The following is a 14722-nucleotide window of genomic DNA, read 5'->3' on the forward strand; positions in this document are numbered from 1 at the left end:
GAACTCTCCGTGTTCGCCTGGCCGTTCCCACTACAGCCGCTGCGCGACGAGTGGGCAGGTGGACGGCTGTAGGGGACACGGGGGTGATCATGGTGCGCGCGTCGGTGTACTGGGGCGGCTCGGGCCTGCTCCCGGTGGTGGTGACCGTGGTGTGGGCTGCGGCTTGGTGGCGGGTGCACGGCAGGCTGGTGGGCGGTGGGCGCACCCCGGTGATGCCGGCCGCACACTGCCCGCCGCCGACGCCCTCCAGGCCGGGCTCTTCCCTTGCGACGAGACTCCCGACCTCGGGAGCGTGGGCGGCGCTCTCTTCCAGTGGCCGTGCCGCCGGGCGGGCGGCGCGAAGTTCTCGCGGTCCGGATCCACCCTCCGTGCAGAGCTTCACGAATGCGATCCGATGCGGGCCGAGGGCTTTCGCGGCCTGATCTTCGGCGGGGCGGCCAAGCCCACTTTCAAGCTGCGGGAGGGGGTCTTGAGTGCTGGAAGGGAGCGTGGATGGGTGCGGTCCGGCGACGCGAACCGCTGTGCCTTCGACGCCGGGTCGGCGACGGTGATGTGCCGCTCAGGGGTTTGTGTGAGCGAATCGAAGGACCTCGACAGTGAGGAGACGGCCGACGAGTTGAGGATGCCCGTGGCCCGGCCGGACGGCCGGTGAGACCGGCTCCCGCCGGGCGGGCGGGCCACTCCGGGAGGCGGGGTGTCACCGGGGGATCCGGGCGGCGTAGGCTAAGGGCGCCATGCCGTACGAACCGCCTACCCACACCGTCGAGCGCTCTCTCCGCGCCACGACCGGAGCGAAGATCATTGCCGGTGTCGACGAGGTGGGCCGGGGCGCTTGGGCCGGGCCCGTCACCGTCTGCGCGGCGATCACCGGACTGCGCCGGCCCCCCGGAGGTCTCACCGACTCCAAGCTGCTCACCGTCAAGCGGCGTACGGAACTCGCCGAAGAGTTGCGGACGTGGGTGAGGGCGTACGCACTCGGGCACGCTTCCTCCGAGGAGATCGACGAGATGGGCATGACGGCCGCGTTGCGCCTGGCCGCCGTGCGCGCGCTGGAGACGCTGCCGGTCCGACCCGACGCCGTGATACTCGACGGCAAGCACGACTACCTCGGGACGCCGTGGCACGTGCGTACGGTGATCAAGGGGGACCGGTCGTGCGTGGCCGTCGCGGCGGCTTCGGTGATCGCCAAGGTTCAGCGCGACAAAATGATGGCCGAACTGGGTATCGACCATGCAGACTTCGGTTTTGCGGACAATGCCGGGTATCCCGCACCTGTGCACAAGGCCGCACTGGAGGAGCGGGGACCCACCCCGTACCACCGGTTGTCGTGGGCGTATCTTGATGCGCTGCCCCAGTGGCGGCACCTCAAGAAGGCCCGCAGTTGGGCGGAGGGAAGCGTTCCGGGGATCGAGGGTCAGCTCGGCTTCGATTTCTGACGGTTCTGCTCGCACGTATGTGACACCCGCCCGTATGTGCCGTACCAATGTTTGATTAACATCAGCTCATGCCTCTCATCCCCGAGGAGCCTCAGATTCACGAGAGTGCCCAGGGTCCCCGCGCCACCCCGGCCAGCGGCCGTACCGCGCCGACCCCCCGTCCCGTACCCGGACCCCGCCCCGCGGCTCCGTCGCGTCCCGGTCGTCCCGGCCCGCTCCGGCCGGCACCGCCCGTGCAACGCGCGTCGCGTGACGTGGCTCCGGCCCAGCCCGCTCCGGCGGGCCCCGCTGCCCCCGCCCAGACCTCGGCGGGCCCGCAGATCCAGCTGATCCCGGCCTCGGTCGAAGGCGCTCTCGACGCCGCCGAGGAGGCCGTGGACCTGCTGCTGGATTCGGGCCGCGCCCCCAGTGACGTACTCGTCATCACGACCGGTGAGCAACACCCGTGGGCAGCGCACGAGCTGTCCTTCGGGGAATCCTCCTACTGGGCGCAGCACGACGCGCGCGACGACGTCTTCTACACCGACGCCGCCATGGCGAGCCGTGCCGCTTCCCGCCCCGTTGTCGTGGTCGCAGTCAATGGCGGTTCCGACACCACGGCCGCCGCCGCGCTGCCGCTGGCGCTCAGCCGGGCGGGTGCCCTGCTGATCGTCTGCGGTGACCCCAAGAAGATCAACACGATGCTGGGCGCGGGCGTCTAGCCCGGCCCGGCGTCTGCCGGGGACCACGACCGGGCGACCACCGCCCGCCACGGTGGCATGTGCACGGAGGACGCACCGGCTTTTGCCCTGACGGGGCCGGACAGGCCGGTGCTTCGCTTTGCCCGCCCGCAGAGGTGGACCGGTGCCGGTACTCGTCGGTCCGGTGATCCGGCCATCTGGTGATCCGTCGAGTGACCGTGCGGATGTTCGCGTGTCCGGGCATTCGCGTGTCCGGGCAGAGGGGCCGCCGTCCGGGCATCAGGACGGGCAGAGCTGCGGCGAGGCAGGGAAGCGGTGCGGTCGGCAAGGTCCTCAGCGGGCCGCGACGCGGCTGAGGATGTCCGACGCGGCGCCCCCGGTGCGGGGCAGCGGAGGCGGCGCCTCGGCAGTGGCGAAAGGCTCAGGGACCGACCCGATACTGGGCCGGCGACCACCGCGGCCCTCACCGAGGACCTGCCAGCCGTCCCGGGTCAGCGTGATGTACGCCCCGCAGCGCAGCCCGTGCAGCGTGCAGGCGTCCCGCAGGCCCCACATCCACGCGCCGTCCTCCTCCGTCCAACGGGCGTCGCCCTCCCGGCAGTAGATCAGCACCGCCGTGCGCACCGGAGTGCGGCGACGCAGATCGTGCGGGATGACCCGGCGCAGTTGGGAGAGCAGCGCGTTGCGCAGCATCCAGCCGTCCGCCGGGGCCGGTCGTCGCTTGAAGGACGCGCTGGCCAGCAGCCGCTCGTCGGGATCGAGCACCGCCACGACAGCGGTGAGCGGCATTGGCCGATGCCGGGCGTACAGTCCGCTGACGACCTCCCTCGGACTGCGCAGGAGGGGGATGCCCGCGGCGGCCCACTCCGCCGGTTCCAGCGTACGGGCCAAGGGGTTGGTGGAGGCGGCGGACAGGTGGGCCGAGGACGACGTAGATGCTGCGGAGGACGGAGCGAATCCGAAGGTCACGATCCTCCCTTCGGCTAGGCGCCCGCACTGCGGGCGGGGTCTGGTCGGGGGAGCGCACACCGCAGCGGAGCCCTTCCGGACCACGGCCGGGCCGTGCGGGGAGCGGACCTCAATTCTTCCTGTCGAACTGGGATGCGGCAACGAGTAAATGGGGTCACCGACCCGTATCTGCTGCTGCGTGGCTTATATCCCTGCCCAATGAGTCACCAGCCGACGCATGGTGCGGGGGCACACTACCGGGGCCTCCCACCGGCCACGCGTGTTTTCAGGTGCTACCGCGCGGCACGCCGCCCTGTCATGGTTTCGCCCGTTCGGCCCTTGACCGCAAGGACCAATCGCGACACGCCCACCCTAGGACGGCGCCGCTGTCCGGGCCCGGGAGTGGCCGATTGTCAGACCCATCAGGTTGCATGGAGACATGGACGATCAGGACCTGCGTGCGGAAGCCGATGCCATCCTCGCCGAGCTGGTGGGTGACCCGGGAGGATCGGCGCGGTTGCGGGAGGACCAGTGGCGTGCGGTGGCCGCTCTCGTACAGGACCGCCGACGCGCGCTGGTGGTGCAGCGCACCGGCTGGGGCAAGTCGGCGGTGTACTTCGTGGCCACCGCACTGCTGCGACGGCGTGGCTCCGGGCCGACGGTGATCGTCTCGCCGCTGCTGGCGCTGATGCGCAACCAGGTGGAGTCCGCCGCGCGGGCGGGCATCCGCGCGCGCACCATCAACTCGGCCAACCCGGAGGAGTGGGACGCGATCCACGACGAGGTCGGGCGCGGCGAAACCGACGTCCTCCTCGTCAGCCCCGAGCGTCTCAATTCCGTCGATTTCCGCGAGCAGACGCTGCCCAAGCTCGCCGCCACGACCGGTCTGCTGGTGGTCGACGAGGCGCACTGCATCTCCGACTGGGGCCACGACTTCCGCCCCGACTACCGCAGGCTGCGGGCCATGCTCGCCGACCTGGCCCCGGGCATCCCCGTGCTGGCCACCACGGCGACCGCCAACGCGCGCGTGACCGCGGATGTCGCCGAGCAACTGGGGACCGGCGCAGGTGAGGCCCTGGTGCTGCGCGGCTCGCTGGAGCGGGAGAGCCTGCGCCTCGGCGTGATCCAGCTGCCGGACGCGGCCCACCGACTGGCGTGGCTGGCCGAGCACCTGGACGAGCTTCCGGGTTCCGGGATCATCTACGCCCTGACGGTCGCGGCGGCCGAGGAGGCCACGGCCTTCCTGCGGCAGCGCGGCTTCCCGGTGGCGTCGTACACGGGCCGTACGGAGAACGCGGACCGCCTCCAGGCCGAGGCCGACCTGCTGGACAACCGGGTCAAGGCCCTGGTCGCCACCTCGGCGCTCGGCATGGGGTTCGACAAGCCCGACCTGGGCTTCGTGGTCCATCTCGGCTCACCGTCCTCGCCGATCGCCTACTACCAGCAGGTGGGCCGCGCGGGGCGAGGCGTACGACACGCCGATGTCCTGATGCTCCCGGGCAAGGAGGACGAGGCGATCTGGCGCTACTTCGCCGATACGGCCTTCCCGCGCGAGGCGCAGGTGCGCCAGACCCTCTCCACCCTCGCCGACGCGGGTCGACCACTGTCCGTCCCCGCCCTGGAAGCCGTGGTGGACCTCCGGCGGACCCGGCTGGAGGCCATGCTCAAGGTGCTCGACGTCGACGGGGCGGTCCGGCGCGTCAAGGGTGGCTGGACCTCCACGGGCGAGCCCTGGCACTACGACGCCGAGCGATACGCCCGGGTGGCCGGGCAGCGGTCGGCCGAGCAGGAAGCCATGCGCGAGTACATGCGGACCGACCAGTGCCGCATGGAGTTCCTGCGCCGGCAACTGGACGACCCTCAGGCCGCACCGTGCGGCCGTTGCGACAACTGCGCGGGGACCTGGATCGCATCCTCGGTCTCCACCGAGGCGCTGACGGGCGCGGAGAAGGAGCTGGACCGGCCCGGCGTGGAGGTCGAACCGCGCCGGATGTGGCCGACCGGGATGCCCGCGCTGGGCATCGACCTCAAGGGCCGTATCCCGGCCAAGGAGCAGTGCTCCACCGGTCGCGCCCTGGGGAGGCTCTCGGACATCGGCTGGGGCAACCGACTGCGCCCGCTGCTCGCGGAGAACGCGCCCGACGGACCGGTTCCCGACGACGTCCTACGGGCCGCGGTGGCCGTCCTGGCCGACTGGGCACGCTCCCCGGGCAGCTGGGCGACGAGCGGACCGGACGCCGCCGCGCGGCCCGTGGGTGTCGTCGCCATGCCCTCGGCGACGCGCCCGCTCCTGGTCGCCTCGCTCGCCCAGGGAATCGCGAACGTCGGGCGCCTGCCCTTCCTGGGCACCCTGGCCTACACCGGGGACGGACACCCGGTGCGCCGCAGCAACTCCGCGCAACGCCTGAGGGCGCTGTCCGGGGCGTTCACGGTCCCCGAGGAACTGTCCGGAGCGCTGGCGGTCGCGTCGGGACCGGTGCTGCTCGTGGACGACCGCACGGACTCCGGGTGGACCCTGGCGGTGGCCGCGCGCTTGCTGCGCCGGGCGGGGAGCGGGGAGGTGCTTCCGCTGGTGCTGGCTGCGGCGGGGTGAGGTATCTGCGGAGGGGTGTCGTTCGTGGCGGGGAGTTGTTCGTGGTGCGGGGTTGTTCGCGGTGGGGGGTTGTTCGTGGCGCCACCGACGGCGGCGGCGCGTCGCTCATCTGAAACAGACCCGCTCCGGGTGCCCATCGGCGGTCATCTACTGCGATGACCGTGAGACGGCTCGTGCCGTGGTGGAACGGCCGGGGTGGATCTACGAGTTGACCCTCCGTGACGTGTCCCTGATCGAAGTTATCCACAGGCTCAAGCGGAGTTTTGGAATCCGCGAGATCGTCGAGACATGACGAACCACAGCGAATCCACTGGCCCCTTCGACCACCACGACGTGAACGGCCAGGTGAACAACCCCGTCCACGAGCACATCAAGGACGGCCCGAGCGACAGCAAGGGTATCGACGACGGCAAGGGCGTCGGCGACAACCTCACCGCGTACGTCGGACACGGCGGCGCGCAACAAGTCACTCTCCGTACACCGGCCGAACTGGCGGACGCCCTGCCGTACCTGCTCGGCTACCGCCCCGAAGACAGCATCGTGCTCGTCGCCCTGTACGACAAGAACGGGCGCGGACGCCTCGGCGGGCGGGCCCGGCTCGGCATTCCGACGAACCCCCAGGACTGGCCCTCCGCGGCCAAGCAACTGGCGCACGGCCTGGTGACGGGCAGCCGACGCCGAGGCCGTCGGCCCGAGCAGATGGTGGCCTATGTCTGCCAGGAACCGGCGCCGGGCGAGACCGGCCAGGACGTGATGAACAGGCTGCGCGACCTGGCCCAGCACCTGCGCGTGGAGTGCGGCCTCCTCGACGTACCGGTGATCGAGGCACTCTGCGTCTCCGACGGCCGCTTCTGGTCGTACTGCTGCTCCATGCCGGACTGCTGCCCGCCCGACGGCGTTGCGATGGGACTGCCCGGCACCTCGGTACTGGCCGCGGCGTCCACGTACGCCGGACTCCAGGTCCGCGGCACCCTGCGCGAGCTGCGGGCCAGGCTGCTGCCGCTGGAGACGGCTGCCGCACTCGAACAGGAGAAGGAGTTGGACAAGGCCGGCCTGTGCCTGGTCCCCAGGATCCTTGACGACACCAGCCGGGCGAAGGTGGCGGCGGAGACCGTGGAGCTGGCCGAGCGAGTCATGCACCGGTTCATCGCGGCGCCCAAGGTGTCGGGCACGCTCCTGGCGGATCTGCACGACGACGAACTGCTCACCCATAAGGAGGCCGCCGCGCTGATCCTCGGCATTCAGGACCGCACGACACGCGACCGCGCGGCGGAGTGGATGGAGGGCGAAGAGGCCGCACCCGCCCTACGGCTCTGGCGTGCCCTCGCGCGCCGCTGCGTGGGCTCCTACTCGGAACACGCCGCAGCACCGCTCACCCTCGCCGGCTGGGTCGCGTGGTCGACCGGCGACGACCTGGAGGCCCGCGAGGCGCTGGCCATGGCGTTGGGCGCCGACACCGACTATCTCTTCGCCCGCCTTCTGCACCAGGCGGTCAACGACGGACTGGAGCCGGAGCCGATCCGGCGATGCCTTCGGTCGGAGCGGTCGGAGCGGTCGGAGCGGTCGGAGCGAGGGGATCGAGCTGAGCGGGCTGATCGGGTGGAGCAGGGAGTGGAAGAAGCGGGTCGTACGGGCTGCACAGTGCGTACGAAGGATGAGTCGGCCAGTGACGCGGAGCGCGCCCGGCAGGAGGCTGCTCCCGACCCCGGAGCACCCGGCGACCCCGTGATTCCGGCGAATTCCGACGAGCCCTCCGCCCTTCCGTCCACCGCTCCCGACACGGCCCTTTCCAAGCGTCGGCGGCGCCCGCGACCCGTCGGGGGCGGCACCAGCCCCTCGCACACCGCAAGTCCGGACGGCCGGACGCCAGGCGCCGACGCGCGGCGGACATCGGTGTCTCTGAGCCGGACCCGTCCGGGTGCCCCGAGGACACGGGGGACGCGGCTGCGCACAAGGGCGGGTGAGGCCGTCGGAGGCATCCGCGCTGCTGACAGTGACCAGCCCGGCAGCGGCGGTTCCGATGCCGAGGAGTGAGCGGGCGCTCCTGAGGTGGGTGACCGGTCGGGTGATGCCGAGGGTTGTCGTCGGCCGGTTCTTCCGCCGGCACTCGGGCACGTCGAGCCGTCGTGGGCGTGACCCGGGGAAGCCTCGTCCCGTTCACCTGAGTGGCGGAACGCCCGGAAGCGTCCAGCGGCCGTATTGCCAACCCCGATGGGCCCTCCGCCACCGCCCGCCCAACCCACCCCGTTCTCCCCGTTCACCAGGTCCATCCCACTCGACCGACTTGCCCGCACCGCGCACCCTGCCCGTCTCGCCCACCCCGTCCGACGCGCGCCGAGCGCAGAAGAAGCCGCCCATGCCTCAGCCCATCCCGCCCTCGGCCACCGACGACCCCTCTACCCCCGACCGCCCAGGTCCCCCGGGCCCGGACCGCTCACCCTCCACGCACACCGAAGGCAGGCACGACCGCCGGCACGGCCTCGTCATCGCACCACCCCGAAGCCGCGTCCCCGTTGCGCCTCCGGGAAATGACCGCCCTCCACCACCCCCAGGACGATCACGCCGCCCCGCGACCGCCCCCTCCCCGGCGGCACCGACCGCCACGACCTCCCGCCCGCGCCGCCCCGTCGGCCTGCCACCCGCCCATCGCACCCTGATCTGTGTCGGCCTCCCGGGCCTCGCGGTCTCCATGGAGCACGGCCAACTGACCGGGAAGGGCCTGGACGGCTTCTACCGCACCGGCCGACGCCTGCTCTCCCGCTGTGAGGTCCGGGTGGCCGGGCGGGAGCCCCTCGCGGTGCAGGCCCGTATGACCGCGGCCGACACCGCACGGTTCATGGGAACCCTGCGCGCCTCGCCGGAGCCCGGCCCGGACCCGGACCCGGACGTGATCGTCGAACGGGTCCGTCGAGCGGACGGCAGAGAGCGGATCACGCTGCGGAGCGCGGCCCCACGCGCGCTGAGGCTGCCCGTCGAGGTGACGCTCGGGACCGACCTGGCCACCTTGGGCGCCATCGCCTCCGGCGCGGCCGGACCGGAACTCCCCGCCGACGTCAGTGACTCCGGCCTGCGCTGGTCGTCCGTGGCCGGGACCTCCTGGGTGGTGGCGGATCCGCCGCCCACCGACGCGCTCGCCGCCGCGGGACTGCTGCGCTGGGAGTTGGAGCTACCGCCCGGTGGCAGTGCGACCGTCGAACTGCGCGTAGGGCTGGACGGCGCCGGGCCGGTCCGGGCAGTCGGGCGAGCGGCGACGAGCGTACTGGCCCCGGCCAGGGCGACGGGGGACGACCCGAGAGTCGGTCCGCTTCTGAGAACCAGCGTGGACGACCTCCGAGCCCTCCTCCTGCGCGATTCCTCCCACCCGTCCGACAGCTATCTCGCCGCAGGCGCACCCTGGCGCTGCGGACCAGCCCCGGCCGAGATGCTGGCCGCCGCCAGAATGGCTCTGCCGCTCGGCACCCGGCTGGCCGTCGGCACGCTCCGCGCCCTCGCGCGCACCCAACTCACCGGCCCGGGGCAGCGCTCCGGGATGATCCCTGGCCCGCTGCGGGACGCGGGCGGGCACCTGCCTCCCGTCTGCACCGCGGAAGCCACGCTCCTCTTCCCCGTCCTGCTCGCGGAGGCCCGCCGCTGGGGAATGCCCGAGCAGGACACCGAAGAACTGCTGCCGCCAGCCGAGCGATGCCTGACCTGGCTACGGACCGCAGTCGGCAACGGCATCTATCTGCCCGACCCGCAGCCCGGTGGCCCGGTCCGCTGCGAGACGCAGGCCCACGCGCACCGGGCCGCCCTGCTGGGCGCGGACCTGCTCGACGCCTGCGGCAGACCCGGCGGGGATCAGCTGCGGCAGTGGGCCCAGCGGCTGCGGACGGCGTTCCGTGAGGGATTCTGGATCGAGGACATAGATGGCGGGCGTCCCGCGGCGGCGCGGGCGCCCGACGGACAACTCGTACCGCACCTGAGTGCGGCGGTCGCGCATCTGCTCGACACCGGCCTGCTCGGCGGGGGAGCGCAGGCACCCGGACTGCTGGACAAGGTACAGACGGAACAGGTCGCCCGGCTCCTGGGCGGTCCGCTCATGGACTCCGGGTGGGGGCTGCGCGGCCTGGGCGCGAAGGAGGCTGGCCGGTCACAACCCGTTCGGGCACCGCAGCGGAGCCGTACGCGTTCATGAGACGGCGGTCGCCGTGGCGGGCCTGGCGGTCGCCGGGTACGAGAAGGAGGCGACATCGCTGCTGAGGGGCCTGCTGGCGGCCGCCGAGCCCTTCGCTTACCGGCTCCCTGAAATGTACGCGGGAGAGCAGCGCACCGAGGGAAGCACCCCGCTTCCACACCCAGCCGCGTGCCGGCCCGCGGCCACAGCGTCAGCCGCCGTGGTCCTGCTGATGTCCACACTCGCCGGTATCCGCCCCGACGCACCGGTCGGGACGGTACGGCTGAGACCGCTGCGCGGTGCGCCGCTCGGCGAGATCGGCCTCACGGACCTCACCGTGGCCGGCGCACCCTTCTCCGTGCGCGTCAGCCGACTCGGTCTAGCCATGGTCGAAGCGGCGGCCGACGGCCTCCAACTGGGGGCGTGATCCCCCATGGCCCGATGCGGCCCGGGGACGAAGAGCGGCCGGTGAGGGCCATAACGGGCGGAACAGACCAGGGCGGCGATGCGGCCGCCGAAGGGCGTGTTTATCGTCAGGCAGACGACTATGATCACGACATGCCCTACGACCCGTCAGCGTTTCCGCCCTTTGCCGTCACCGTGGATCTGGTCGTGCTGACCGTGCGTCGTCACGCTTTGTGCGCGCTGGCGGTGCGCAGGGGCGAGGCTCCGTTCCAGGGACGGTGGGCGCTGCCCGGCGGTTTCGTACGGGACGACGAGGATCTGGCGCAGGCGGCGGCGCGCGAACTGTCGGAGGAGACCGGGCTGTGTGTGCACGACCCGGCGGTTCCCTCCACAGACAACGGTGCCCACCTGGAACAGCTCGCCACCTACGGCGACCCCAAGCGCGACCCCCGAATGCGCGTGGTCAGCGTCGCGCACCTCGCTCTCGCCCCCGATCTGCCCGCACCACGCGCGGGCGGCGATGCCAGCAATGCGCGCTGGGCACCGGTCGCGGAACTGCTGAAACAGGGCGGCTACGGCCGGGACGGCGAGCCGGTCGCGCCGCTCGCCTTCGATCACGCCCAGATCCTCTCGGACGGGGTCGAGCGGGCCCGGTCGAAGATCGAGTACTCGTCGCTGGCCACGGCCTTCTGCCCGACCGAGTTCACCGTCGGTGAGCTGCGACGGGTGTACGAGGCCGTGTGGGGTGTGGCCCTGGACCCGCGTAACTTCCACCGCAAGGTGACCGGCACGCCCGGGTTCCTGGTCCCGACGGGCGGCACGACCACGCGCCAGGGCGGGCGTCCGGCACAGTTGTTCCGCGCCGGTGGCGCCACGCTGCTCAACCCGCCGATGCTGCGCCCCGAGGTATGAGAAGGCAGTGCCCCGGAGCATGCCCGCCCGCCTGACACAGCGGATCCAGTCGGGCCATGCTGGCCGAAACTGCCCGAAAAAACGGACATAGCGCGCTATCTTGCTGCGAGTGATCCAGGCGTTCGGACTGACCAGCAATCCCCGCAAGGGCCTTCCGCCCGTCGTCGACGATGTCTCCTTCGAGGCACGGGCGGGCCGGGTCACCGCGCTGCTCGGAGGGGAGGGCGTGGGCAAGACGACAGTGCTCCGGCTGATGCTCGAACTCCAACACGGCCGTGGCGCCACCTACTTCCGAGGCCGCCCCCTGCATCGCATCGACCATCCCTCGCGTGAAGTCGGCGTCCTCCTCGGCGATGTGCCCGGCCACCCCGCCCGGACCGTGCGCGGCCACCTGCGGATGCTGTGCGCCGCCGCGGGGGTTCCGGTCCGGCGGGCCGACGAGGTCCTGGAAGTGGTCGGCCTCGTCAGCCTCCGCGACGAACGGCTCGGCACCCTCGCGCGCGGCATGGACCGCCGCCTCGGCCTGGCCTGCGCCCTCCTCCCCGACCCGCACACCCTCGTCCTGGACGAACCCTTCGACGCGCTCTCCGCCCGCGAGAGCAGCTGGCTCTACGGCACGCTGCGGGCGCACGCGAGCCAGGGCGGCACGGTCCTGCTGACCGTGACCGACCCGAAGGAAGCCGCCGCCACGGCGGACCAGGTCGTCACCCTGGAGCAGGGCCGGATCGTCGCCGACCAGGAGGCGGCCGACTTCGCCCGCACCCGGCTGCGCCCTCGCGTCGCCGTCCGCAGCCCCCACGCCACCCGACTCGCCGCCCTCCTCACCAAGGAGGCCCGGACCGCCCACCGCTCCATCGAGGTGGTACGGGAAGACGGCAACCGGCTCTCCGTGTACGGCAGCACCTGCGCCGACATCGGGGAGACCGCCTTCCGTCACAGCGTCCTCGTCCACCAACTCGCCGACGAGGTCGGCGACATGGGGCCCGGGGCCGGGGCGGGCTCTGGTGCTGGCGCGGGCTCGCGGCGGTCGGATGGAGAGGAGGGCGGCGGCGAGTCGCAGGCGCGCGGAGCCCCCGCCGCAAGCGTCTCCAACCTGATCTCCACCGCCACCGCCCGAGGGGCTGTACCGGCCCAGGAAGCGGCGCCGGCCAGGGAAGGCGACCCGGCGGTCCGGGAAACCGTGCCGAGCCACGATGACCACGACCTCTCCGAGGCTGGGGCGCTCCCGACGGCCGGTGCTCAGGCTCCCGGCAGGGCGACCGGCGGCACCGAGGGCGCGGGACTTCCCCGGCCGACAGGTCACGCCGATCCCGTGGTCTCCTCCCCCCTCCCTCCCCCCTCCCGCCCCGCCCCCCACCCCCTCCACCCCACACCCCGCCCTGCCCCTACCTCCCCCCGCACCCACGACGCGCTCCCCGATCTCCCCCCGCCCATCTCGGTCCGCCCCGCTCCCAGCCCCTTGCGTCCCCTGCGCTACGAGCTGCGTCGGGCGGCGGGAATCGGGACGGGATTTCTCACGGCCGGTGCCGTGCTCGTCGTCTCCGCCCTGACGGCCGTGGTCATGGCCCGGGTCGGGCACACACCGCAGGCCCGGCTGCTGGCCGCCTGGCCGCGTGAGCTGCCGTTGCCGCCCGCGGCGATCGGTGCGGGGCTGCTCGGTGCGCTGGCCTTCGGGGACGAGTTCCGCCACCCCGCCCTGGCGGCGGACCGCGGCACCGTGCCCCGCCGGCTGGGGCTGCTCACGGCCAAGCTCCTCGTCTCCGCCGCCACCGCGCTGCTCCTCGCCGCCCTCACGGTGGGCTGCGACGCCGAAGTGCTGTACCTCGTATACGGACGGGAGGTCGCGCAGGTTCCCGACGGGTGGCTGTCGCTCGGCGCGAGTTGGTTCGCGCTGGTCGTGGGGTGTGCCTGGGCCGGGGTCTTGGCCGCCGGCATCTTCCGGTCCACCACCGCCGGGCTCGCGGCCGTGGTCGCGGTGCCGGTCGTCGTCGTACCCCTCGTACAGAAGGTCTGGGAGGGACCGTCCGTGCGAACCGCGGCGGGCTTTCCGATGCGGGTGCGCGAGGTGCTCCTGGCGCAATGGCCCTTCGGCGGGGAGCGATATCTGGCCGCCGCGGCGAAGGTGATCGCCCAACCCGTCGGCAGTGCCCTGACGTTGTCGCTCACCGCGTTGCTCTGCGCGTATCTGCTCACGACCGTACGCAGCCGGGTCCGATGACGACCGTGCGAGCCCGTACGGAACCGGGATGCGCACAACTCCCCGCGGAAAGCCCATTTCTTTCCGATAAGGCGTCAATTGCGACGGGGTGAGCGATCACCCTTTCGTGTGCTTTTCACCAAAGCCCTCAAGGGAGTTGGGGACAGCGCCGACAAAGGATCCGTGAGTACCCTTGCGCACACCATGATGACCCCCGCCCGTTCCGCGGACTCTCTCTCCGGTCCGGGCGACCTCAACCGCTACCCCTTCGCGGAGGCTCCCGCCGCCGACCGTGTCGTGGCGCCCGCCTGGGAGGGCGCGGACCCCGAACTGGGCCGGGTGGGCCGGCGTGCCGCGGGCAGCCGCGGACGCGGACTCCACGGCCAACTCGTCCAGCAGCTGGGCCAGATGATCGTCTCCGGCGACCTCGGGGCCGACCGCCCGCTCGTGCCCGAGGAGATCGGCCAGCGTTTCGAGGTCTCCCGGACCGTGGTCCGCGAGTCCCTGCGCGTCCTTGAGGCCAAGGGCCTGGTCAGCGCGCGGCCGAATGTCGGCACGCGCGTGCGCCCGGTCAGCGACTGGAACCTCCTGGACCCCGACATCATCGAATGGCGGGCCTTCGGACCGCAGCGCGACGACCAGCGCCGCGAGCTGAGCGAGCTGCGCTGGACGATCGAGCCGCTCGCCGCGCGGCTGGCCGCAGGCCACGGCCGCGAGGACGTGCAGCAGCGCCTCGGTGACATGGTCGAGATCATGGGCCATGCGCTGGCACAGGGCGACGCGCTGACGTTCTCCCGCGCGGATTCCGAGTTCCACTCCCTGCTCATCCAGGTCGCCGGCAATCGCATGCTGGAGCACCTCTCCGGGATCGTGTCCGCCGCCCTTCAGGTGTCCGGCGGCCCGATCGCCGGGTGCGAGCGGCCCAACGAGGCATCCCTGGCGCACCACGCCAGGATCGCCGAGGCGCTCGCCACGGGCGACGGCACGGCCGCCGAGACAGCCATGCGTCAACTGCTCACCGTCCACCCCGAGGTGGAGCGCGTGGTGCCGGCCCCGCGCGAGCACTGACGCGGCTCCGCGCGGACGCCGTGGCCGGAGGTGCGCTTCACCTCCTCGTGGTATCGCCCGAACCTTGTGGTAGCGCCCGACCCCTCCTTGAGGCACTGCCCGGCCGGGAAGCCGGCTCCCGTCGGACCCCGCAGGATCCCACCGGGACTGCGGGGTCCGACTCCGACATGGCGCGATGCGACTCCGACCTGGCTCGATGGGCGGAGCCGGGTCTCGGTGGGACCGGGATGCGGTGGGGGCGCGGCCGAGATGTCCGGTCCGAGGCGCGGGACCGAGGCCGAGCGCCGCGCTGGGGCGTACGCCGGAGGCGCTGAGCGCCCACTGTCCGGC

General features: G+C 72.4%; 8 protein-coding genes and 1 pseudogene. 8 read left to right on the forward strand and 1 reads right to left on the reverse strand.

What is annotated here, in order from left to right:
- Positions 1–734: 734 nt before the first annotated feature.
- Both ACFRFC_RS29115 and ACFRFC_RS29120 read left to right on the forward strand, forming a co-directional pair.
- Positions 735–1436 carry a ribonuclease HII gene (locus ACFRFC_RS29115; RefSeq protein WP_382692448.1) on the forward strand — a complete coding sequence of 234 codons (702 nt, stop codon included), beginning with the start codon at positions 735–737 and terminating at the stop codon, positions 1434–1436.
- A gap of 68 nt (positions 1437–1504) precedes the next feature.
- Entirely contained in the window at positions 1505–2137 is a 633-nt protein-coding gene (locus tag ACFRFC_RS29120) for a hypothetical protein (RefSeq protein WP_382692449.1), read from the forward strand.
- A gap of 312 nt (positions 2138–2449) precedes the next feature.
- On the opposite strand, the gene ACFRFC_RS29125 is transcribed toward ACFRFC_RS29120, so the two are convergent.
- Entirely contained in the window at positions 2450–3085 is a 636-nt protein-coding gene (locus ACFRFC_RS29125) for a hypothetical protein (protein ID WP_382692450.1), read from the reverse strand.
- A gap of 418 nt (positions 3086–3503) precedes the next feature.
- Here ACFRFC_RS29125 and ACFRFC_RS29130 point away from each other — a divergent pair, with 418 nt between their 5' ends.
- The 6 genes and pseudogenes from ACFRFC_RS29130 (at position 3504) to ACFRFC_RS29155 (ending at position 14392) form a co-directional block, all read left to right on the forward strand.
- On the forward strand, positions 3504–5657 hold the full coding sequence (locus ACFRFC_RS29130) for a DEAD/DEAH box helicase (RefSeq protein ID WP_382692451.1): 2154 nt from the start codon (positions 3504–3506) through the stop codon (positions 5655–5657).
- A 288-nt stretch (positions 5658–5945) separates the two neighbouring features.
- Positions 5946–7691 carry a DUF4192 domain-containing protein gene (locus tag ACFRFC_RS29135; protein WP_382692452.1) on the forward strand — a complete coding sequence of 582 codons (1746 nt, stop codon included), beginning with the start codon at positions 5946–5948 and terminating at the stop codon, positions 7689–7691.
- A 655-nt stretch (positions 7692–8346) separates the two neighbouring features.
- Positions 8347–10237, forward strand: a pseudogene (locus ACFRFC_RS29140) (glycogen debranching N-terminal domain-containing protein).
- A gap of 131 nt (positions 10238–10368) precedes the next feature.
- Positions 10369–11127, forward strand: coding sequence for an NUDIX domain-containing protein (locus tag ACFRFC_RS29145; RefSeq protein WP_382692453.1), 759 nt, complete (start codon positions 10369–10371; stop codon positions 11125–11127).
- A gap of 109 nt (positions 11128–11236) precedes the next feature.
- Complete coding sequence (locus ACFRFC_RS29150; protein ID WP_382692454.1) at positions 11237–13345, forward strand: ATP-binding cassette domain-containing protein; 2109 nt, start codon at positions 11237–11239, stop codon at positions 13343–13345.
- Positions 13346–13507: 162 nt separating this feature from the next.
- Entirely contained in the window at positions 13508–14392 is an 885-nt protein-coding gene (locus tag ACFRFC_RS29155) for a FadR/GntR family transcriptional regulator (protein WP_382692455.1), read from the forward strand.
- Positions 14393–14722: the final 330 nt, after the last annotated feature.

It is taken from the genome of Streptomyces sp. NPDC056734, assembly GCF_042790455.1.
Classification (GTDB): Bacteria; Actinomycetota; Actinomycetes; order Streptomycetales; family Streptomycetaceae; genus Streptomyces.